Genomic DNA, 18,770 nt, shown 5'->3' on the forward strand with positions numbered 1-18,770 from the left:
ATTCAGAACAAGCCATTCAAGCCCAGCGTGCTCAGGCTGGCGTTGGTGGCTTGGGCGGCCAGGGCCTCGCGCCCGCGCAGATGGCTGATGAAGAGGCTGGCGCCTTTTTGCGCGAAGCCCAGGTCATCGCTGCTGAGCACGCGCAGGCCCAAGGAGACCTTGGCGCGCAAGGGGTTCAGACCGGGGTCGAAGGCCTGCTCGATGATGGAAAACTCGCTCACCCGCACCGGCACCACCCGGCTCTTGCTCCAGACGAAGAGCACGAGCGGCGCCTCGGGCGGCAAGATCTCCAGCATGCCCTGGGCGCTCTGGGCCGCCAGGCTCACCAGCTGATCTACCGAGGGGTTGATGAGCGACTCCAGCAGGGCCAGCTGGGGTGCGATGCCATGGGCCACGGTGCTGGCATGGGCCTCGGGAGTCTCCAAATGGTCGGTGGCGTCGATCTCGGCATCAAGCCTGAAGGTCTCGATGGCCGGGCCTTTGAGCCGGTAGGGCTGGGCGCGGCCGCTGCTGGCATCGCCGCCGCTGCCCTGCACCTGGTAGCTGCGCGTCAAGGTGTCGGGGTTGTATTGCAGGGCGATGCTGCGGCTCACGCCGCTGCCATTGGGCGTCAGCACGACGAGGCCGCCTTTGAGCAGCTTGGGGCTGTTGGCGAGGCTCATGGCTGCTCGCCTTCTTGAATGACATAACGCCCATCCCGCAGCGCCACGCGCTGGCCCAGCGCGGCCAACTCCGCAATCAAGGCCTGGATGCGGCTGCCCACCTCGCCGGTATCGGCCAGGGGGTCTTGGCCCGGCGGCGCCTCGCGCTGCGCCGCCCATTCATTGAGCGAGCGCAGCAGGCGCTGGATGTGAGCGCTGTTCATAGCACCGGGTGGGAGAGGGCGCCGGTGGTGGCGTCGGCCAGCACCGAGTACTGCCAGGGCAGCTCGCTGATGGGGGCGGCCGCCAGCGTGCCCGTGGTGGTGGTGGGCACATCGGCCGTGCGGTAGAGGCCGATGTGGAACTTGACCTTGGCTTCGTCGCCCTTGGCAAAGCTGTGGCCGGGTGGGCCGGGGTCGTCGGTGGCGCTGAATCCTCCGGACTCGGCCGTGTAATTGCGGCGCTGGCTGGCGTCGCTCCAGTAAATGGGGTCGGCGTCCACCGAGTCCACCTGCTCGCTGGCGAAGTTGAAGGGGACAACGCTGCCATACATGCGCACATTGTGGAAAGTGCCGTCGGCCTTCTTCATATGGCCTTGCAGCTTGTTGACCAGGCAGTAGTCGGCGGCGGTCAGGCTGCTGGGCACAGTGACGTTGAACTTGATCAGCTTGTTGGAGACATTGCCGCTGTCGGTATAGCTATCGCCCGACAGGCTCAGGCTGGGCGTGGCCGGCGGCGCGGCCGGGCCGGGGGCGGGGCCGGGCGCTGGGGCAGGGGTTGGTCCATCGGCCACGGCCTTGCGGCCGCCGCTGCTGTCGGAGCGGGCCAGGCCGCTGTTGCTGCTCTTGGCGGGGCCGGGGGCTTGGAGTTGGGTGTGGATTTTCATGCTGAGCCTCCTGGGTCGGCGGCGAAGGCGCGCTGGACTGCTAACGCAATCGCTGCGCGGGCTTCGGCCTGGGTGTCCGGCGCGGCGGCAATGCGCGGCGCGGCGCGCTGCACTTCCTGCTCTATGCAGTCCCGCAGCCGGGTCTGGAGCTGGGCCCAGTCTTGCGGGCCCCAGCTTTCGGGCAGTTCGATCTGGAGTTTCATCATCACGCAGCCTCCTCACGGCAGGCCAGGCCGGGTGGACGGTCCAGCTTGGCGTATTCGCCACGGGCGGCTTGCAGCAGCAGGGCTTGGTGGATGGGCTGACCCAGTTCGGCGGCGCGGAAGGCTGCGGCCAGCACCACATTGCGGATATGGCCACCGCTGAGGTCCAGCCGGGCCAGGGTGGCGATGTCGATCTCGCCCAGCGGCGCGTTAGCGGGGAACTGGCGCTGCCAGATCAGCGCCCGGGCGGCAGCGTCCGGGAAGGGGAAGTTGACGATGAAGGGGATGCGGCGCAGAAAAGCCCGGTCCAGCGCGCTCTTCATATTGCTGGTGAGTATGGCCATGCCGCGGTAGGACTCGATGCGTTGCAGCAGATAGGCCACCTCCAGATTGGCGTGGCGGTCATGGCTGTCCTTGACCTCGCTGCGCTTGCCGAACAAGGCATCGGCCTCGTCGAACAAGAGCAGGGCGCCGCCGGCCTCGGCGGCGTCGAACAGCTGCTTGAGGTTTTTCTCGGTCTCGCCGATGTATTTGCTGACCATCAAGGCCAGGTCGATGCGGTAGAGGTCCAGGCCTAACTCATGGGCGATGGCTTCGGCGGCCAGGGTCTTGCCGGTGCCGGAGTCGCCCGCGAACAGGGCGCACAAGCCCTGGCCGCGCGAGCTGCCGGCCCCAAAGCCCCAGTCCTCAAACACGGTGCGGGCCTGGCGCAGCTGGCCGGCCATATCGCGCAAGGCCTGCATCTGGGCGGGTGGCAGCACCAGGCCGGCAAAGCCCTGCTTGGTTTCGATTCGCGTGGCCAGCTGGGCCAGGCCGGCCAGGCGGGCGCGGGCGGCTTGGGCGGCGGCGGGCCAGACTTGGGCCGGGCGCTCGGCCGCTGGGGTCTGCTTGAGTTGGCGACTCAGCTCGACTATGGCATTAGGCGCCAGGCTGAACTGCCGCGCCGCGCGGCCCAGCTCGGCGCGCAGATCCGGGAGTTCGTCGCCACAGGCTCGCAAGGCGGCCTCGGCGGCGCGGCGGCAGGACTCAGCCGTGGCTTGCAGCTGCAGCAGGCGATGCGGTGTGGCTTGCAACAGGCCGCTGGGCGGGGCGCCTAACAGCAAGGCCGAGCTGTGCAGATGCTCGATCAGCCGGGCCAGGCGGGGCTCGTTCTCGCCCGCCCGCAGCAGGGGCCAGAAGCCCGTCAGCAGCGCCTCCCGGTCCAGCAGGCGGGCACATCTCAGCAGCTCGGCGGGCCCTTCGGGCAGGGCTTGGGCGTTCAGCAGCAAGAGGCCGCGCGGGGCCAGGGCCTGGCGGCATGTGGCCAGCAAGGCCTCCTCATGGCCGACGGGGGCTTGCAAGCAGATCAGCTGGGGGCCGCTTCTTTCCTGGCTGGCTTCGCGCAGGGCTTGTTGCAGCTCGGGCAGGGGCGCGGGGGCAGTGGCAGGGGCGGCGAGGACGCTGACGATGCCGTCCAGCAGGGTCTCGCGGGCTTTGACGCCGGCGATGTGATGCAGCAAGCGCTCGGGCATTTGCAGGGGCGAGTCGAGCAAAGCGCTGCCGGCCTCGATCAGCAGCCTGTTGCGCAAAGGCGCTTGGTTGGAGAGCGCGTCCCAATGCGGCTCGGGCAAGACGCTCATGGCCTGGCTGAAGCAGAGTGCTGTGGACGGCGGGAACAGCCGGCCCAGCAGCGTGCGCAAGCGCTGGTCCAAGTGCACACCGGCCAGCAGCAGCAGGAGCTGGGTTTCAAAGCCTGAGAGGCCGAAGCGCTGGCTGATGTTCAGCAAGGCCGGGCAAAAGCCGGCGGTGGCGGGGGGCAGCGGCTCGGCCGGTGGGTTGCGCCAGTCGGCGCCTGCCGTCAGCGCTTGCTCCAGGCGTTCTCGCAGCTGGGCCAAGGCCTGGGTGAGCCAGGCCTGGTTGAGCGTGGCCCAGTCGGCGTTGGTGAAGGCTTGCGGCGCATTCATGGCGGCACCACCAGCTGCTGTGTCGGGTCATAAACCGGCGCCGGGCCGCTGAGGTCCAGCAAGAGGCTGTCTACCCCGTCCACCCGCAGGCGCAGGCGCTGAGGCCCAGCGACCAGCGAGTCAGGGAATTCGAACTGCAGCGGCGCGCTGGCGTTGGTGCGCGGCAGGGCCGTGGCTTCCATATCGCCCAGCATCAGCTGGGCGCTTTGCTGCGGCAGCACCTGGGGCCGGCAGTGCAGGGCGACCGTGACGCGGGCAGGCGCGCCGCCCCGGGCAAGGCTGGCGGCGGGCAGGCCCAGGCCGGCGTCGGCCGTGATGACGGCGTCGGGCGCCAGCAGCAGGGCCAGGCTATTGGTCTCGCGCGGCAGGGGCTCGCCCGTGGGCGTGAAGCGCAGGCGCAGGCTCCACAGGCCGGGGGCGTAGCGGCTTTGGTCGGCCAGCAAACCGGGCAAGGTGAACGTTAGCTCGGTGCCGGCCGCGTTGATGGCGCTGGGCGTCAGCAGTACCGGGACGGGCTTGAGGCGGTGAGTCAGCAGCAGCTGGTGGCCGCTGCCGGCCAGGCGTGCGCCTTGCAGCGTCAGCGTGTCGCCCAGGCGGGCGTTGGCTTGGGCCTTGGGCTGCAGCAGCTGCAGCAAGGTGGGCATGGCCGGCAGCATATCGGCGTGGACGAGCACGCCACGGTCGCGCCCGGTTCCCGGATCAATGGGGCCGCGCGAGAGCACGGGCAGGGCGCGTCGGCCGGGCTTGCTGCCCTCGATCAGCACGACCGAGATCAGATAGGCGGCCGAGGGGCGGTAATGGCATTGCAGGGCGGACCAGAGCTTGCTGGTGTCGTCCAGATTCGTCACGGCGGGGGTGATCTTGATCAGCTCCACCTGCTCGGCCAGGTCAGAGGCGGCGAGGGCCTGGAAGGCGGGCGGCAGCAGGGCGGTGTTGACGGGGTTGGACTGCAGGGCGCGGCGGATGGCGGCGCGGTCCAGCACGGCGCGTTCGTGCAGCAGGTGCATGGCATAACCGAGCAAGATCTCGGCATGGAAATCGGCCTGGGCGTAGGCGGTGATCACATAGTGCAGGTCCAGGGCCAGCGGGGCATTGCTGAGGCGCTCGCCGCTGACGCTGCTGCGGCTGGGCAGGCCGTTGTTGCGCCAGGCGGCGTTGTGGCTGAGCTGGTGCAAAAAGATATTCAGCTGGGGGCTGGCCTGGGGGTCTTGCAGATTGATGGTGTCGGGTGCCACGGCCGTGACCTTGACCACATTGCCCACGGCCGCGCCGGCCTCGATCAAGCCGTTGTCCAGCAGATTGCGCAACACGGCGCTGACGGCGGCCACGGCCAGGGGCGAACTCATGACCGGCCTCCCGCGCTTTTGCGCTGGCGCAGATAGTCGGCCAGGGAGAGGGTGCCGCCGGGGCTGGGCCGGCTGGCTGGTGGGGGCGGCGGGGTGGCCTGGGGCTGGGCGGGCTGGAGCTGGATGTCGATGCGACCGATGTGCAGTTGCAAGCTGAGAGGCGGCGGGCTGTGGTGCTGGCGGCGTGTGGGCGGCAGGGCTGTAGCGGGCCGCAGCGCGGTGTTGGGGGGGCGCAGTTGCGGGGTGACTGAGGGGGCTTGTTTGGCGATGGGCTCGAGGGCGAGGCTGGGGTGGCTGGAGGGCTCGGCCATGATGGCTATGCCTGACTGGGACAGCGGCTGTTCAGCTGGCTTGCGGACGATGGCGGGCAGGGCGGGTGTAGGCGGCGTGGGGCTATTGCGGGCTTGAACAAGGGCCTGGGCTGCTGATTCGACGACCGCAGGGTGCCGCTCAGTCTGGGGGCTAGGCTTAGATGCAACGGGCGCTTGGGGCTTGCTGACAGGGCGCGGGCTGGCCTGGGGCGGAAGACGTATCTCAGGCAAGGACTCAAGCCCTTCCTCTGCCGCCACAGGCGCCGTCCAGGTCTGGGTGTAGCGGCTTTGCAGCCGGGGCCGCAGGGCCGCAGCGCCGCAGGCCGGGGCCAGGGCTTGCAGCCAGGCCAGCGCGGGCAGGGTTTGCAGCGCCGGCTTGTTCATGCCAGCACCCCGCTGCTCAGCTGCAGATAGTGGCCGCGCCGCTGCGGGCTCATGGCCAGGATGTGTTCTTCGCTCCAGCCATAGGCCTGGGCCAGGGCCGCCACCTCGGCCAGCAGGCGCTCGGCCTCGGCGCGCAACTCCTGCCACAGCAGGGCGGCCGGGGCCAGCGGGGCCGACCAGGGGCGGGCGCAGTCGGGGCATTGCAGGGCCAGGCTGAGCTGGGCGGCGGGATCCAGCTGCTCCAGGCGCTGGGCCAGGGCCGTGCTCAGCGCCTCGGGCATGGGGCTGTCGTCGGGCGCTTGATAGTCCAGGATGCAGCGCTGCAGGAGCAAACGCGAAAATTCGGCGGCGTCTTGCTTGGCGCTGGCGCGCACATCGTCAATGCAGGGGCGGCGGAATTGCAGGCGGTAACTGTCTACTTCCAGACACTGTGGAATATCCGGCTCTGGCTCGCCCAGCTGGGCCAGCAAGGCGGGGCAGTCCAGCTCAAATTCCAGCTCACTGGCGCAATGCGGGCAATCGGCCTGCAGGGCGATGTGGGGGCCCAGCAAGCGGGTGCGCAGGGCCAGCAGCGCCTTGTTGCGCTCGCCCAGGCCCTGGGGCAGATCCAGGTTTGCGTCTTGGCCAAAAGCCAGCAGCAAATCCTCCCGCCTCTCGGCCGATGCGCGGCCGGCCTGCTCCCAAAGATCGAGCAGGCGTGCGCCGAGCAGGGCGGAGTTGTCGAGCATGATGGATCAAGCCGGCTCGGTGAAGCTGGGCTCGCTGGGTTCGCCCACCTCGACGTCGCGCTCCCAGCCCTCGTGCTCCAGCTTGATGCTCTGGATGGCGACGGCGTTGGCATTGGCGTCCAGATCGGGCAGGGCCTGAAATTCGGACACCCAGGCGCGGAAGACCTTGTAGGCCAGCACCAGCTGGCCGGTCTCGTTATAGACCTCGATGATCAGGTCTTTGCGGAAGTCTTTCAGCGAGACCTCGGCGCCCAGGCCGGCGCCGAAGTTCCAGACCTTGTTGGCCCATTGCTCGAACTCTTTGTCATGTGTGACGCCGCGCTCCAGCGTGATGGCCTCGAACTTGCTGCGGCCCGGTGATTTGCGGCCGGTGGAGGGGTCGCCGCCCTCGCGGTGCTCCACCACCTCGGTGCTGCGCTTGAGGGCCGAGACCTTGCTGATGCCGGCCACAAAGCGGCCGTCCCACTTGACCCGGAACTTGAAGTTCTTGTAGGGGTCGAAGCGCTGCGGGTTGACGGAAAACTGGGCCATGAGAGTCTCCAGAAATAATGGGTCAGGTCGCCAGATCGCCAGCTATCTGCTGCAGCTTGAGCACCACGAACTCGGCCGGCCGCAGCGGCGCAAAGCCGACGATGATGTTGACGATGCCTTGGTTGATGTCCGCTTGCGAGGTCGTCTCGCCATCGCATTTGACGAAGTAGGCTTCGCGTGGCGACTTGCCCTGGAAGGCGCCTTGGCGGAACAGGCTTTGCATGAAGGCGCCGATGTTCAGCCGGATCTGCGCCCAGAGCGGTTCGTCGTTAGGCTCGAACACCACCCACTGCGTGCCACGGTAAAGACTCTCCTCGATGAAGAGGGCCATGCGGCGCACGGGCGTGTACTTCCATTCGGAGCCGCGGTCGTTCTGCCCATGCATGGTGCGGCCGCCCCAGACCACATTGCCGTAGATGGGCAGGGTGCGCAGGCAGTTGATGCCCAGCAGATTGAGCGGGCCGTTCTCGGCATCGCTGAGCGTGGTGGCCAGACCGGTGGCGCCGTTCAGCGAGGCGTCCGAGCCGGCGGGCGCCTTCCACACGCCGCGCGCGCTGTCGGTGCGGGCAAACACGCCGGCCACAAAGCCGCTGGGCGGGAAGCTGGCCAGGGCCATGTCTTGCAAGGGGTCGGGCGCCTTGACCCAGGGGAAGAAGATGGCCGAGTAAGAGGCATCCACCCCGGTCAGCGTGGCGGCGAGGCCTGCCCCAAGGCTGGTGGTGCTGGCGTTGGCGGGGGTGTCGGCAATCAGGAAGGCGCGGCGGTTCTTGCAATGGGTTTGCAGGGCGCCCAGTGTGGCGCCATCGGTCTCGCCGGGCACGACCAGCAGGTTGAAGAGGTCGATGCGGTCCGTCACCGAGCCCTGGCCGAACTGGGCCAGCAAGGCGGTCTGGAAGCCGGCCGTGCCGGGCGTTAGCACCGTGCCATCGGCGCCGGTGGCGAGGTTGTTGACGCCGGCCGCCGGCGGTGTGTTGGTGCCGACGGTGACGCGCACAAAGGCCGATCGGTCGTTGATGACGCTGGGGGCGAAGCGCGGGTCGGCGCTGTTCATGGAGAGGTTCTCGAAGCTCTCCAGCACGGCGTTGCTGTGGTTGCGATCCAGCACATCGAGCTTGAAGCGGGCGGCGTCGGGTGCGGGGCGCAGGGTGATCTGGGCGGCCAGGCCGTCGCCCCACAGGCCGGGCGAGCTGGCATCAATCGTCAGCTGGCCCGTCACCACGCGCGAGGCCGCAGCCCCCGCGCCCAGCAGGCGCAGCACATAGGCGTCGCCGCCGCCGTTGTCGAAGAATTGCTTGACGCCATAGCTCAGCGGCGAGCGCCGGTCCAGCGGGCCGAAGCTGCGTTGGTAGTCGGAGAAATTGTGGATGCGCACGGCGCGGTCGCCGGGGCCGCGCGCGGCCCAGCCGACGAAGAGGGCGATGGAGGTGGGCACGCTGGCGATGCTGCGCACGCCACTGGCCACTTCTTCGATGTAGACGCCGGGGTAACTCAGTGCTTGAGGCATGGCTTGGGTCCTTTGTCGGGCGCGGGTAAGTGCCTGGGGTGTTCGGCGTGGAAGGTCAGCTGGCCGTCCGGCCCGCTGCGTGCTTGCATCTCGCCCCGCTCCACCAGCAGTTGCAGGGCCGCGGCCACCTCGTCCTGGGCTTCGATCAGGCGTTGCTGCGGGATCCACCAGGCGCAGATGCCGTCCAGGGTGTCGCAGGCATCGGGCCGCGTGCCGATGTAGCGGCTGATGGTGTCTGCCAATGCCTCAAGCCTGTTGTTGGCCATGGTGTGCTGGGGGTGGTGGATGCGTCACCCGCCGGCTGATGCGAGAAACGTGCCAAGCCCTTGCCCTGGGGCGGGGCCGGAGTCGCCGTGTGCCTGGGCGCACAGGCTTGTCGAGGCGCTTGTCTCTGACCTGGCCGCTGTGCACAAAGCGACACAGCTGTGTCGACGCCGACATGGGTTTTGCCCCTACCCTTGGGGATAAGCAAAGCGGGGGCTTGGGTTAGGCTAGCGGCGCCAAGGATTGGATCTTTTTTGGTTGTCGGAGCGGCTAACAAAACTCTCCTGGCCGCGTTGCCTTGCCTTGCCGTACGGTTTGTACTGTCTGCGGCAAGGCGCCTTGCCAGGACCGCTTCGCTGAGTTTTGTTAGCCGCTCTTGATCCGGGGCGGAAGTCGGTAAAGGTGAGGTCGATGTCATGTTCTAGCCCGGGTCTGGACGAGCACCTGCTCAAGCAGCTGGTGGGGGAGTCCCCGCGCTTCAAGGAAGCGATTGCCTTGATCGGCCGTTTTGCCAAGTCCAAGGCGCCGCTGCTGATCATGGGTGAGACCGGCACGGGCAAGGAGCTGGCCGCCCATGCGGGCCATTACCTGAGCGAGCGGCGCAACGCGGCCTTTGTGCCGCTGAACTGCGGCGCCATGCCGGATGCCTTGTTCGAGAGCGAGCTGTTCGGCCACGCCAAGGGCGCTTTCACCGACGCGGCGCGCAGCCGCAGCGGCTTGATACGCCAGGCCGAGGGCGGCACGCTATTCCTGGACGAGGTGGAGGCGCTGTCACCGCGCGGCCAGGTGGTCCTGCTGCGCTTTCTGCAGGACCAGGCTTATCGTGCCTTGGGTGAAGAACAGCTCAGGCAGGCCGATGTGCGGGTGATTGCGGCCTCTAACGTCAATCTCAGGCAGATGGTGAGCCGGGGCGAGTTCCGTGCCGACCTGTTGTTCCGCCTGGACGTGTTGTCGGTCGAGCTGCCGCCGCTGCGCGAGCGCCTGGAAGACCTGCCCGCCCTGGCCCAGCATCTGCTGGCCAAGGCGGCGGCCAGCGAGGGCGGCGTGGCCAAGCCGCTCAGCCCCGCGGCCCTGGCTCAGCTGCTGAGCCATGACTGGCCGGGCAATGTGCGCGAGCTGGCCCATGTCTTGCTGCGCGCCCATCTGCTGGGTGCCGGGCCCTGCATACAGGCGGCCGATCTGCAGCGCTGCGGCCTGGGCGTCGCGCCCGAACTGGCCTGGCAGCCGGGCCGCTTGCGCGAGCAAAAGCTGCTGGCCGTCTTGCAGGTGGAGCGTCGCTTTGTCGACGGCGCCATGGCCTTGAGCAAGGGCAATATCAGCGCCGCCGCACGCCTGTGCCATATGGAGCGGGCGGCCTTCAGCAAGATGGTCAAGAAGTGCCGGTCTCCGGAGGCCTAACGCAGACCACTGACGGCCGCATCCTTGGGGTAGCTCACCGTGTATTCCGCCGTGTAGCGCTGCGACTGGCCCGGCGCTAGCTGCTGCTGCCAGAGGATCTGGCCGGCCTGCTTCTTCCAGGCCTCGCTGGTGGGCTTGGGGCTGAATTGGGTCGTGACCTTGATGTCTTCGTGCTGGGACAGCGGAGCGGCTTCCAGCAGCTGCACCGTAACGGCGGATTTGTGCTGATTCTCCAGGCGGTAGGCGCGGGCGTATTTGTGCTCGATGCGAGCGCCGATGAAGCCGGTGTTGGCGCCCTCGCGCTTTTCGGGTTCCAGCGTCACGCGCAGCATCTCGTCGCGGCCGAAGAAGAGCTCCAGCCGCTCGTCCTGGCCCAGGTTCAAGACGCTCTGGCCGATGAAGCCGCCGTCGCGGTAGAGCTGCAGGCTGCCGCTGGGCCAGGAGCCGGCGGGCCGGGCGGCGTCGGCCAGCAGATAGGCCTGCGCCTCTTGCTGGGGCTGGATGCGGGCGTAGAGCTTGGCCTCCAAGGCCGTGCTGCCAAGGGCGAAACTGCTGCGTTGCTTGTCGCTGGCGACGCTGACCAGACCGGGTACTTCGAACTCGGCGGCGTACTCTCCTTGCAGCTGGCTGGCGTCGAAATTGGGCAGAGGTTGGTCCGCGTTGGCGTCCGCTGGAGCGCTGGGGCGGGCCAGGGTCATGGCTTTTGGCGCGGGGGCCGCGCGCATCGCCATGGACTCATTGAACTGAGCCATCACCGGCTCCTGGAATCTCAGCGTCCAGGGCTGTAATGGGTTAGGCCGGCTGGCCTGGCGCGGCTGGCTGGTGCTCAGCCGGAGCTTGATCTTGTGCCAGTCCTCGCCGCTGCTTTGCGCCACTTGCGCCAGGCGCTCCAGGCGCAGCTGCTGGTTGCTGGTGTCCAGATGGGCGCGGTACAGCGGCGACCAGCCGGCACCGGGCACGCGGTAAGTCAGGCGCAGCTCGCCCTCGCGCTGGGCGGCCACTTGAATTTGCAGGCTGCGCAACCGGGGTGAGGTCTGCTGCAGGCGATCGCGTTCGGCGCGCAGCGGCGCCAACTCCTCCTCCAGCGCCTGCTTGGCTCGCGCCAGCTGGTGCTGGCGTTGCAAGGCCTCCTGGCCGCTGCGTTTGATGCTGTCCAGCGTGGCGCTGATGGCGGCCGGGGTGGCTTTGTCATGGCCCAGATTCTTCAGATAGCCCAGGGCCAGGTCTTGCGCCTCGCTCTCGGCCTTGACGCCGGCCAGCTTGTCCTCCAGCTCGCGCAGGCGGGTGTCCAGCGGGCTCTTGCCCAGGCATTCGGGCGCGGCCTCGCGCTCCACCGTCTGCAGATTGATCTCGCCGATGGCGATGCCGGGGTCGGCCTGCAGCTGCAGGGAGTCGGCGTCAAAGCGCTCGGGCAGGCAGATCAACCGCAGTTCGCGGCTGCCGGCGGCCACGCGCGCGGCCCGCTCCACCGTGGCACCGCCGGGGTAGACCAGCACTTGGGTGATCTTGCTGGGCGTGCTGGGCGTTTGGGCCTGGGCCGCTTGACCCAGGCAGAGCAAGGTGGCGGCCAGGGCGGTGCAGGACAGAGGCAGAATCTTTTTCATGCGGCTTGCTCCGTGAGCTTGGGCGGTGGTGACGCGGCAAACATAGCATGGCCGGCCCGGCACGCCTCGGGCAGACCCTGGCACACTCTGGCTTGCCTTTTTGTTCGATTCATTGTTGTCAGCCATGTCCTCCCCCCATACCGCCCCCCCGCAAGCCAGCTCCCAGCGCCGTGCCCTCGTGCTGTTTTCCGGCGGCCAGGATTCCACCGCCTGCCTGGCCTGGGCGCTGCAGCGTTTTGCCTCGGTCGAGACCCTGGGTTTCGACTACGGCCAGCGCCACCGGGTCGAGCTGGACTGCCGCCAGACCCTGCGGCATGAGCTGCAAGCCCGCTTCCCGCAATGGGCGGCCAAGCTGGGTGAGGACCATCTGCTGGATCTGAGCCTGCTGGGCCAGATCTCCAACACCGCGCTGACCGAGGCGCGCGCCATCGAGATGCAGGCCAATGGCTTGCCCAATACCTTTGTGCCGGGCCGCAATCTGCTCTTCCTGAGCTTTGCCGCCACCCTGGCCTACCGCCGTGGCGCCTCGGTGCTGGTGGGCGGCATGTGTGAGACCGATTACTCCGGCTACCCCGACTGCCGCGACAACACCCTCAAAAGCCTGCAAGTGGCGCTGAGCCTGGGCCTGGACACGCCCATGACGGTGGAGACGCCGCTGATGTTCCTGACCAAGGCCCAGACCTGGGCCTTGAGCGAGAGCCTGGGCGGCGCGGCCCTGAACGAGCTGATCATCGAGCACAGCCACACCTGCTATCTGGGCGAGCGTACGCAGCGCCATGCCTGGGGCTATGGCTGCGGCAGCTGCCCGGCCTGCGAGCTGCGCGCGCGCGGTTACGCCGAATTCAAGGCGGGGCAGGTATGAGCGGCTTGGCCTGGTTTGCTTGGGGCCTGGCGGCCCTGCTGCTGTTCTGGGGCATTGGCGCTTACAACCGGGTGATGAGTTTGCGCAATGCCATCGCCAGCGCTTTTGCGCAGCTGGACACGCATCTGAACGAGCGCGCCCAGCTCTGCAACAAGCTGCTGGATCTGCTGCGCCCCTTGCTGCCGAATGAGCAGGCCACGTTCGCGGCGCTGGAGGCGGCCCAGGCCGAGTCGCAAACGCTGGCCCAGGCCGTGCGGGCCCGGCCTTGTTCCGGCGACCCGGTGGCCAGCCTGGCCGTGGCCCATGCGGTGCACGCCGCGGCGCTGACCCGGGTGATGTCCATGCTGGACCATCATGCCGAGCTGCGCGAACACAGCGAGCTGTATGCCTTGATGGATGAGCTGAAGCTGGTCGAACGCCAGCGCTCCTTTGCCCGCCAGGTCTTCAACCAGGCCGTGGGCGTCTACAACCATGCCGTCGGCCAGTTCCCGACCCGGGTGCTGGCGAGCTTGTACGGCTTTGGCGAGGCGCGCTCGCTGTAGGCGAGCTCAGCTGCAGACGATGGCCCCGGAGCTGACCAGCTCATGGAAGAGCGCCAGCAGTGACTTGCCGCTCATGCGGTAGGGGTCCAGGCGGCCGGTTTCCGAGTACTTCAGCACCAGGCCGGGGTTGAGACGCTGCAGGTTGACGCTGCCCATGGACCAGCCGGCGAACTGGCGCTCGCTCATCTCCTCGTAGCTGAGCAGGATGGCGTCGCGATGGCGCGGATCGGCGACGATGGCCTTGTAGCGCGCGTTGACGGCGTCGCGCCCGCCCTCCAGCAACTGGATGAAGATGCCGTCGGCATAACAGAGCAGGCCGGTGACGCCTTCCGCGAGATTGTGCTCGCGCGACTGCTTGAGGATGGCGGCCAGCGTGGCCTCGTCCATCGGGGCGGTGGCGCGGCTGGCGTAGAGGAGGCGGACTAGCATGGGATTTGGGCTCCGGGGTCAGTTCTTCACCAGGGACAGGAACTCGCGGCGCAGATTGGCATCCTTCAGGAAGGCGCCGCGCATCACACTATTGATCATTTTCGTCTCGGTGTCCTTGACGCCGCGCCAATGCATGCAGAAATGGTCGGCCTCCATCACCACGCCCAGGCCATCGGGCTGGACCCGCTCCTGCAACTCATTGGCCAGCATGGTGACGGCCTCTTCCTGGATCTGCGGGCGGCTCATGATCCAGTCGCAGATGCGCGCGTACTTGGACAGTCCGATCAGATTGGAATGCTCGTTAGGCAGCAGGCCTATCCAGATCCGGCCCATGATGGGGCAGAGGTGGTGGGAGCAGGCGCTGCGCACGGTGATGGGGCCGACGATCATCAGCTCGTTCAGGCGGGTGACGTTGGGGAACTCGGTCACCGCGGGCGCGGCGGTGTAGCGGCCCTTGAAGACCTCCTGCACAAACATCTTGGCCACGCGCTTGGCGGTGTCCTGGGTGTTGTGGTCGCTCTCGGTGTCTATCACCAGGGCGCGCAAGACCTCTTGCATCTTGGCCTGCACCTCGGCCTGCAGCTCCTCCAGCTCGCCCGCCTCGATGAAGGCGGAGATATTGTCATTGGCATGGTGGCGGCACTCGGCGCTGACCAGCCGATAGCGCACCCGCTCCGAGGCGGGCAGGGCGGCCAGCTCATCCTGGCTGAGTGACAAGGGCTTGGAAGGGGTGAGGGCGCCGGTCATAAGGGGGTTCTCGCTATTTTCTGGAGGTTCTCTTTGCGTCCGGCATTGTGTCTGGATTGAGAAGCCCGTGCCTGGCAGGGGCGCTTGGCCCGGCCGGGCAGAGGCTCTCGCCTACACTGAGCCCGTGTCTTCATCATCCTCTTCCCCCAGCTCTTCCGCCCAGTCCGCCCCTCTGCAGCGCCTGATCGCGCAGGTGGCCGACGCCGTGCAGGCCGTGCGCGGCGGGCGCTCCCTGACCGACTTGCTGGCGCGTTGCCCGGCCGAGCTGCGGCCCGCCACCCAGTCCCTCAGCTTTTATGTGCTGCGCCTCTTGGCGAGTGCGGAGGGCGCACGCGTCTTGCTGGCGCCCAAGCCGCCGCCGCCCAAGGTCGAAGGCCTGCTGCTCAGCGCCCTGGCCCTGCTGTGGCCGGCCGAGGCCGCACCCTACGATGCCCACACGGTGGTGGACCAGACGGTCAGCGCCGTGCGCAAGCGCTTGCCGGCCAGCGCCGGCTTCGTCAACGCGGTGCTGCGCCGTTTCTTGCGCGAGCGCGAGGCCATCGTGGCCGCGGTGCAGGCCGACCCGGTGGCCCGTTACAACCATCCGGCCTGGTGGATAGAGCGCCTGCAGCAAGACTGGCCCGAGCAGTGGCAGGACATCCTGGCCGCCAACAACCAGCATCCGCCGATGAGCTTGCGCGTCCATGCCCGCCAGGGCAGCGCGGCAGCCTATGTGCAGCGCCTGGCCCAGCAAGGCATTGCGGCCCGTGCCCTGGGCGATTGGGCGCCGCAGGCGGTGGTGCTGGAACGCGCCGTGCCGGTCACCGCCTTGCCGGGCTTTGCTCAGGGCGAGGTCTCGGTGCAGGACGTGGCGGCCCAGCTGGCCGGCCCGTTGCTGGTGCAGGCCCAGGGCGAGCTGCCCCGCCTGCCCGAGCATGCCCGCGTGCTGGATGCCTGCTCGGCGCCCGGCGGCAAGACGGCCCATATCCTGGAGCTGGGCGATTTTGATCTGACCGCCCTGGACAGCGATGCCCGCCGCCTGAGCCGGGTGCAGGACAACCTCGCCCGCCTGCGCTTGCGCGCCCGCGTGCAGGCGGCCGATGCCCGCCAGACCGCGGGCTGGTGGAATGGCGAGCGCTTTGACGCGATCTTGCTGGACGCGCCCTGCAGTGCCTCCGGCATCGTGCGCCGCCACCCGGATGTGCGCTGGCTGCGCCGCGACAGCGATATTGCCCAGCTGGCCCAGATTCAGGCCGAGTTGCTGCATGCCTTGTGGCCCACGCTCAAGCCCGGTGGCCGCCTGCTCTATGCCACCTGCTCGGTTTTCAAGACCGAGGGGCAGCAGCAGATCGATGCATTTTTGCAACGGCAGACCGATGCCAAATTGATAGAAGTGAGCGGCTTGTCCGGCCATCTATTGCCCCTGGCCGACAATGGCGGCGAGGCGGCGCCGGGGCCGGCCGTGCTGGACGGTTTTTACTACGCCCTGCTGGCCAAGACCTGAACGCTGGCCCGGTCCCTTCCTGCTGCCATTGCCCATTCACTGCACTTGAACTCGCCACGCCACGCCTCTGCCAACGCGCCATGCCGGCCAATGACTGTCAACAGTCTTTGGCGGCAGGGCTGTCTGGCCTTGCTGCTGGGCTTGGCGATGTGGCTGGCCCTGTTGCCGGCGGCCCGGGCGCAGGGGGTTGAGCTGGCCCAGGTCAGCGCGGCCAAGGCGGAAGACGGGCTGGAGCTCAGCTTCAGCACCCGCTTCAGCCTCTCGCCTGCGGTGGAAGACGCCTTGATGAAGGGGGTGCCGGTTTATTTTGCGGCGGACGTCAGCGTCTACCGCAACCGCTGGTACTGGCGTGATGTGCGGGCCGCCCGCAGCTCGCGCAGCTGGCGGCTGGAGTGGAAGTCGCTGACCCGGCAGTTCCGCGTCAGCAACGAGGGCCTGAGCCGCAGCTATGCCACGCTGTCCGAGGCCTTGAGCTCGCTGCGCGGGGTGTCCAGCTGGCATGTCGCTGATCTCAAGGACATCGAGGACGATGGCCGCTACTACCTGGAGTTCAGTTATCGCCTGGACACCAGCCAACTGCCCAAGCCCATGCAAATCGGTCTGGGCGCGCCCCAGGGCTGGACGATGAATGTGGAGCGCACATTCCAGCTCAACCCCGACTTCAGCATTCGCAACGGTTCCTGATCGATGAGCAAAGCGGCGCGCTGGGCGTGGTTGGTTTCCATGGTGGCCGTGATGGGGGTGTGCGGCGTACTCGCCTTCCTGCTGTCCATCAGCGCCACCTCGCAGCGCGGCTTTCTGGAGCGGCAGTCGGTCTGGCTGTTCTGGGTCAATGCGGTGGTGGCCACCGTGCTGCTGCTGGTCATCACCGCAGCCGCCATACGGCTCTTGCTGCGGGTGCGGCGCGGCAAGTTCGGCAGCCGCCTGCTGCTGAAACTGGCCGGCATCTTTGCCCTGGTGGGGGTGGTGCCGGGCCTGCTGATCTACGGCGTTTCCTATCAATTCGTCAACCAGAGCATAGACAGCTGGTTCGATGTGCGTCTGGCCAGCGCGCTGGAGTCCGGCCTGACCCTGGGTCGCGGCACCCTGGACGATTTGCGCAGCGATCTGGCCGGCAAGACCCGCGACGCCGCCGAGCGCCTGGCGGCCGGCGACGCCGTCGTGCCCCAGCCCCTGGCCCTGGACCGGCTGCGTGAGCAACTGGGCCTGCGCACCGTGGCCCTGGTGGGCGGCAACGGGCAGATCCTGCTGTCGGCCGGCGGCGACGCCAGCCTGCTCACCCCCGATAGGCCTAGCGACACCATGCTGCGCCAGGCCCGTGCCAACAAGGTGATGAGCGAAATCGAGGGCCTGGAGGACGAATCCACCGCCCTGCAAGGGCGGGCGCAAATCCGTGCCCTGGCCCTGCTGCCCAGCGCCGACCTGCGCCTGGGCGAGAGCAGCGGCGGCGACCGTTTCCTGATGGTGGTGCGCCGCATCCCCACCCATGTCTTGCGCAATGCGCTGGCGGTGCAGGCCGCCAGCAGCGAGTACCAGCAGCGCAATCTGGAGCGCGGCGGCCTGCGCCGCATGTATCTGGGCACCCTGACCCTGGCCCTGGTGCTGGCGGTGTTCACCGCCTTTTTGCTGGCCATGACCCTGGGCAATCAGCTGGCGCGGCCCCTGCTGCTGCTGGCCGAGGGCGTGCGCCAGGTGGCCCAGGGCGATCTGAGCCGCAAGCCGGTGCTGGCCTCGCGCGACGAGCTCAGCGGCCTGACGCGCAGCTTTGCCGATATGACCGAGCAGCTCTCCGATGCGCGTGGCATGGTGGAGCGCAGCGTGGCCCAGCTGGAGAGTGCGCGCACCAATCTGCAGACCATTCTGGACAATCTGACGGCCGGCGTCATCGTGTTCGACGCGCAGCAGAACATCGACACCGTCAACCCCGGCGCCACCCGCATCCTGCGCCTGCCGCTGTCGGCCTACCGCGGCCGCCGCCTGGACGAAGTGCCCCAGCTGCAGGCCTTTGCCCAGGCCGTCTGGCAGCGCTTCGAGCAGTCCAACCCCGAGGTGGGGGAGCGCGACCATTGGCAGGACGCCTTCGAGCTGCAGCTGGAGGCGGGCCAGGACGTACTAACCCTTCTTGTGCGCGGCGCCCAGTTGCCGCACGATGCCCGCCTGATGGTGTTTGACGATATTTCAGAAGTGGTGTCTGCGCAGCGCTCGGCCGCCTGGAGCGAAGTCGCCCGGCGCCTGGCGCATGAGATCAAGAACCCGCTGACCCCCATCCAGCTCTCGGCCGAACGCCTGCAGCACAAGCTAGAAACCAAGCTGGAGGGTGCCGACCAAGCCATGCTGGTGCGCTCGGTGGCCACCATCGTCAACCAGGTGCAGTCGATGAAGCAGCTGGTCAACGAGTTCCGCGACTACGCCCGCCTGCCCTCGGCCAATCTGAAGGACCTGGACCTCAACGGCCTGGTGGCCGAGGTGCTGAGCCTCTATGCCGAGGCCCAGGATGCCGGCCATCTGCATGCGGAATTGGCGCCGGACTTGGTCCAGATCAAGGGCGACGCCAGCCAGTTGCGGCAAGTCATACACAACTTGGTACAGAATGCGCTCGACGCCGTGCAGGACCACCCCGATGGCCAGGTGGTGGTGCGCACCCAGCAAGCCTTTACCGATAGCGGCGAGCCGCGCGCCCTGCGTCTGCTGATCAGCGACAACGGCCCCGGTTTTGCCGAGAAGGTGCTCAAACGCGCCTTCGAGCCCTATGTCACGACCAAGAGCAAGGGCACCGGCCTGGGCCTGGCCGTGGTGAAGAAGATTGCCGATGAACACGGCGCCCGCATCCGTCTGGCTAACCTCCATTCGGGGGGGGACGAGGCGGCGGCCGTGATAGGTGCACAAGTTTCGTTATCATTTTCAAAACTCGCGACTGCAGCGGCCGAAGTGGGCACTGCCCATAAGCAAGAGTGAACTAGGTAT

At 67.9% G+C, this 18,770-nt stretch carries 20 protein-coding genes; 6 read left to right on the plus strand and 14 right to left on the minus strand.

Annotated features, from left to right (window positions below; all coding sequences use genetic code 11):
• Positions 1 to 2: 2 nt before the first annotated feature.
• Genes HNP55_RS07160 through HNP55_RS07210 form a run of 11 tightly spaced genes read right to left on the minus strand, consistent with a single transcriptional unit; the run spans position 3 to position 8,743 of the window.
• Positions 3 to 662, minus strand: coding sequence for a hypothetical protein (locus HNP55_RS07160; protein WP_184297650.1), 660 nt, complete (start codon positions 660 to 662; stop codon positions 3 to 5).
• Positions 659 to 865: a hypothetical protein gene (locus tag HNP55_RS07165; RefSeq protein ID WP_184297652.1), complete on the minus strand. Its 207-nt coding sequence runs from the start codon at positions 863 to 865 to the stop codon at positions 659 to 661. Before HNP55_RS07165 ends, HNP55_RS07160 begins: the two co-directional genes overlap by 4 nt.
• Positions 862 to 1,527 carry a hypothetical protein gene (locus HNP55_RS07170; protein ID WP_184297654.1) on the minus strand — a complete coding sequence of 222 codons (666 nt, stop codon included), beginning with the start codon at positions 1,525 to 1,527 and terminating at the stop codon, positions 862 to 864. The genes HNP55_RS07165 and HNP55_RS07170 overlap by 4 nt, the downstream gene beginning before the upstream one ends.
• Positions 1,524 to 1,733 carry a hypothetical protein gene (locus tag HNP55_RS07175; RefSeq protein WP_184297656.1) on the minus strand — a complete coding sequence of 70 codons (210 nt, stop codon included), beginning with the start codon at positions 1,731 to 1,733 and terminating at the stop codon, positions 1,524 to 1,526. The genes HNP55_RS07170 and HNP55_RS07175 overlap by 4 nt, the downstream gene beginning before the upstream one ends.
• Positions 1,733 to 3,673, minus strand: a complete 1,941-nt coding sequence (locus HNP55_RS07180) for an ATP-binding protein (protein ID WP_184297658.1) — start codon at positions 3,671 to 3,673, stop codon at positions 1,733 to 1,735. Before HNP55_RS07180 ends, HNP55_RS07175 begins: the two co-directional genes overlap by 1 nt.
• On the minus strand, positions 3,670 to 5,019 hold the full coding sequence (locus HNP55_RS07185; RefSeq protein ID WP_184297660.1) for a DUF4255 domain-containing protein: 1,350 nt from the start codon (positions 5,017 to 5,019) through the stop codon (positions 3,670 to 3,672). The genes HNP55_RS07180 and HNP55_RS07185 overlap by 4 nt, the downstream gene beginning before the upstream one ends.
• Entirely contained in the window at positions 5,016 to 5,714 is a 699-nt protein-coding gene (locus tag HNP55_RS07190; RefSeq protein WP_184297662.1) for a hypothetical protein, read from the minus strand. The genes HNP55_RS07185 and HNP55_RS07190 overlap by 4 nt, the downstream gene beginning before the upstream one ends.
• Positions 5,711 to 6,442 (minus strand): hypothetical protein, encoded by a 732-nt coding sequence (locus tag HNP55_RS07195; protein WP_184297664.1) that lies wholly within the window; start codon positions 6,440 to 6,442, stop codon positions 5,711 to 5,713. The genes HNP55_RS07190 and HNP55_RS07195 overlap by 4 nt, the downstream gene beginning before the upstream one ends.
• 6 nt (positions 6,443 to 6,448) lie before the next feature.
• Positions 6,449 to 6,973 (minus strand): phage tail protein, encoded by a 525-nt coding sequence (locus HNP55_RS07200; protein WP_184297666.1) that lies wholly within the window; start codon positions 6,971 to 6,973, stop codon positions 6,449 to 6,451.
• A gap of 22 nt (positions 6,974 to 6,995) precedes the next feature.
• The gene (locus tag HNP55_RS07205; protein WP_184297668.1) at positions 6,996 to 8,477 is read right to left on the minus strand and encodes a phage tail sheath family protein; all 1,482 of its coding nucleotides are present in this window, start codon (positions 8,475 to 8,477) and stop codon (positions 6,996 to 6,998) included.
• The gene (locus HNP55_RS07210) at positions 8,462 to 8,743 is read right to left on the minus strand and encodes a hypothetical protein (RefSeq protein WP_184297670.1); all 282 of its coding nucleotides are present in this window, start codon (positions 8,741 to 8,743) and stop codon (positions 8,462 to 8,464) included. The genes HNP55_RS07205 and HNP55_RS07210 overlap by 16 nt, the downstream gene beginning before the upstream one ends.
• Positions 8,744 to 9,152: 409 nt before the next feature.
• On the opposite strand from HNP55_RS07210, the gene HNP55_RS07215 reads away from it, so the two are divergent.
• The gene (locus tag HNP55_RS07215; protein WP_184297672.1) at positions 9,153 to 10,139 is read left to right on the plus strand and encodes a sigma 54-interacting transcriptional regulator; all 987 of its coding nucleotides are present in this window, start codon (positions 9,153 to 9,155) and stop codon (positions 10,137 to 10,139) included.
• Here HNP55_RS07215 and HNP55_RS07220 read toward each other — a convergent pair.
• Positions 10,136 to 11,743: a DUF4139 domain-containing protein gene (locus HNP55_RS07220; RefSeq protein WP_184297674.1), complete on the minus strand. Its 1,608-nt coding sequence runs from the start codon at positions 11,741 to 11,743 to the stop codon at positions 10,136 to 10,138. The two genes, HNP55_RS07215 and HNP55_RS07220, sit on opposite strands and share 4 nt — an antisense overlap.
• 124 nt (positions 11,744 to 11,867) lie before the next feature.
• Between HNP55_RS07220 and queC the strand changes: the two genes are divergently transcribed.
• Together queC and HNP55_RS07230 are read left to right on the plus strand one after the other, a co-directional pair.
• The gene (gene queC, locus HNP55_RS07225) at positions 11,868 to 12,605 is read left to right on the plus strand and encodes a 7-cyano-7-deazaguanine synthase QueC (protein ID WP_184297676.1); all 738 of its coding nucleotides are present in this window, start codon (positions 11,868 to 11,870) and stop codon (positions 12,603 to 12,605) included.
• Positions 12,602 to 13,147 carry a LemA family protein gene (locus HNP55_RS07230; protein WP_184297678.1) on the plus strand — a complete coding sequence of 182 codons (546 nt, stop codon included), beginning with the start codon at positions 12,602 to 12,604 and terminating at the stop codon, positions 13,145 to 13,147. Before queC ends, HNP55_RS07230 begins: the two co-directional genes overlap by 4 nt.
• A 6-nt stretch (positions 13,148 to 13,153) precedes the next feature.
• Here HNP55_RS07230 and HNP55_RS07235 read toward each other — a convergent pair whose 3' ends face one another.
• Both HNP55_RS07235 and folE read right to left on the minus strand, forming a co-directional pair.
• Complete coding sequence (locus tag HNP55_RS07235; RefSeq protein WP_184297680.1) at positions 13,154 to 13,576, minus strand: BLUF domain-containing protein; 423 nt, start codon at positions 13,574 to 13,576, stop codon at positions 13,154 to 13,156.
• 18 nt (positions 13,577 to 13,594) lie between these two features.
• Positions 13,595 to 14,323 carry a GTP cyclohydrolase I gene (folE, locus tag HNP55_RS07240; protein ID WP_184297682.1) on the minus strand — a complete coding sequence of 243 codons (729 nt, stop codon included), beginning with the start codon at positions 14,321 to 14,323 and terminating at the stop codon, positions 13,595 to 13,597.
• 124 nt (positions 14,324 to 14,447) lie between these two features.
• Between folE and rsmB the strand changes: the two genes are divergently transcribed.
• From rsmB to HNP55_RS07255, 3 genes are all read left to right on the plus strand, one after another.
• Positions 14,448 to 15,806 (plus strand): 16S rRNA (cytosine(967)-C(5))-methyltransferase RsmB, encoded by a 1,359-nt coding sequence (gene rsmB, locus HNP55_RS07245; protein WP_184297684.1) that lies wholly within the window; start codon positions 14,448 to 14,450, stop codon positions 15,804 to 15,806.
• A gap of 90 nt (positions 15,807 to 15,896) precedes the next feature.
• Positions 15,897 to 16,490, plus strand: coding sequence for a DUF4390 domain-containing protein (locus HNP55_RS07250; RefSeq protein WP_184297686.1), 594 nt, complete (start codon positions 15,897 to 15,899; stop codon positions 16,488 to 16,490).
• A 3-nt stretch (positions 16,491 to 16,493) separates the two neighbouring features.
• A complete protein-coding gene (locus HNP55_RS07255) occupies positions 16,494 to 18,761 on the plus strand; it encodes a sensor histidine kinase (RefSeq protein ID WP_184297687.1) in 2,268 nt (755 codons plus the stop codon).
• Positions 18,762 to 18,770 lie beyond the last annotated feature (9 nt).

This window comes from Roseateles oligotrophus, from assembly GCF_014204525.1.
GTDB lineage: Bacteria > Pseudomonadota > Gammaproteobacteria > Burkholderiales > Burkholderiaceae_C > Paucibacter_A > Paucibacter_A oligotrophus_A.

Excerpts from the sequence above, each read along its gene's own strand:
- HNP55_RS07160 (WP_184297650.1), bottom strand. The coding sequence starts at position 662 with ATGAGCCTCGCCAACAGCCCCAAGCTGCTCAAAGGCGGCCTCGTCGTG.
- HNP55_RS07165 (WP_184297652.1), bottom strand. The coding sequence starts at position 865 with ATGAACAGCGCTCACATCCAGCGCCTGCTGCGCTCGCTCAATGAATGG.
- HNP55_RS07170 (WP_184297654.1), bottom strand. The coding sequence starts at position 1,527 with ATGAAAATCCACACCCAACTCCAAGCCCCCGGCCCCGCCAAGAGCAGC.
- HNP55_RS07175 (WP_184297656.1), bottom strand. The coding sequence starts at position 1,733 with ATGATGAAACTCCAGATCGAACTGCCCGAAAGCTGGGGCCCGCAAGAC.
- HNP55_RS07180 (WP_184297658.1), bottom strand. The coding sequence starts at position 3,673 with ATGAATGCGCCGCAAGCCTTCACCAACGCCGACTGGGCCACGCTCAAC.
- HNP55_RS07185 (WP_184297660.1), bottom strand. The coding sequence starts at position 5,019 with ATGAGTTCGCCCCTGGCCGTGGCCGCCGTCAGCGCCGTGTTGCGCAAT.
- HNP55_RS07190 (WP_184297662.1), bottom strand. The coding sequence starts at position 5,714 with ATGAACAAGCCGGCGCTGCAAACCCTGCCCGCGCTGGCCTGGCTGCAA.
- HNP55_RS07195 (WP_184297664.1), bottom strand. The coding sequence starts at position 6,442 with ATGCTCGACAACTCCGCCCTGCTCGGCGCACGCCTGCTCGATCTTTGG.
- HNP55_RS07200 (WP_184297666.1), bottom strand. The coding sequence starts at position 6,973 with ATGGCCCAGTTTTCCGTCAACCCGCAGCGCTTCGACCCCTACAAGAAC.
- HNP55_RS07205 (WP_184297668.1), bottom strand. The coding sequence starts at position 8,477 with ATGCCTCAAGCACTGAGTTACCCCGGCGTCTACATCGAAGAAGTGGCC.
- HNP55_RS07210 (WP_184297670.1), bottom strand. The coding sequence starts at position 8,743 with ATGGCCAACAACAGGCTTGAGGCATTGGCAGACACCATCAGCCGCTAC.
- HNP55_RS07215 (WP_184297672.1), top strand. The coding sequence starts at position 9,153 with ATGTCATGTTCTAGCCCGGGTCTGGACGAGCACCTGCTCAAGCAGCTG.
- HNP55_RS07220 (WP_184297674.1), bottom strand. The coding sequence starts at position 11,743 with ATGAAAAAGATTCTGCCTCTGTCCTGCACCGCCCTGGCCGCCACCTTG.
- queC (WP_184297676.1), top strand. The coding sequence starts at position 11,868 with ATGTCCTCCCCCCATACCGCCCCCCCGCAAGCCAGCTCCCAGCGCCGT.
- HNP55_RS07230 (WP_184297678.1), top strand. The coding sequence starts at position 12,602 with ATGAGCGGCTTGGCCTGGTTTGCTTGGGGCCTGGCGGCCCTGCTGCTG.
- HNP55_RS07235 (WP_184297680.1), bottom strand. The coding sequence starts at position 13,576 with ATGCTAGTCCGCCTCCTCTACGCCAGCCGCGCCACCGCCCCGATGGAC.
- folE (WP_184297682.1), bottom strand. The coding sequence starts at position 14,323 with ATGACCGGCGCCCTCACCCCTTCCAAGCCCTTGTCACTCAGCCAGGAT.
- HNP55_RS07250 (WP_184297686.1), top strand. The coding sequence starts at position 15,897 with ATGACTGTCAACAGTCTTTGGCGGCAGGGCTGTCTGGCCTTGCTGCTG.
- HNP55_RS07255 (WP_184297687.1), top strand. The coding sequence starts at position 16,494 with ATGAGCAAAGCGGCGCGCTGGGCGTGGTTGGTTTCCATGGTGGCCGTG.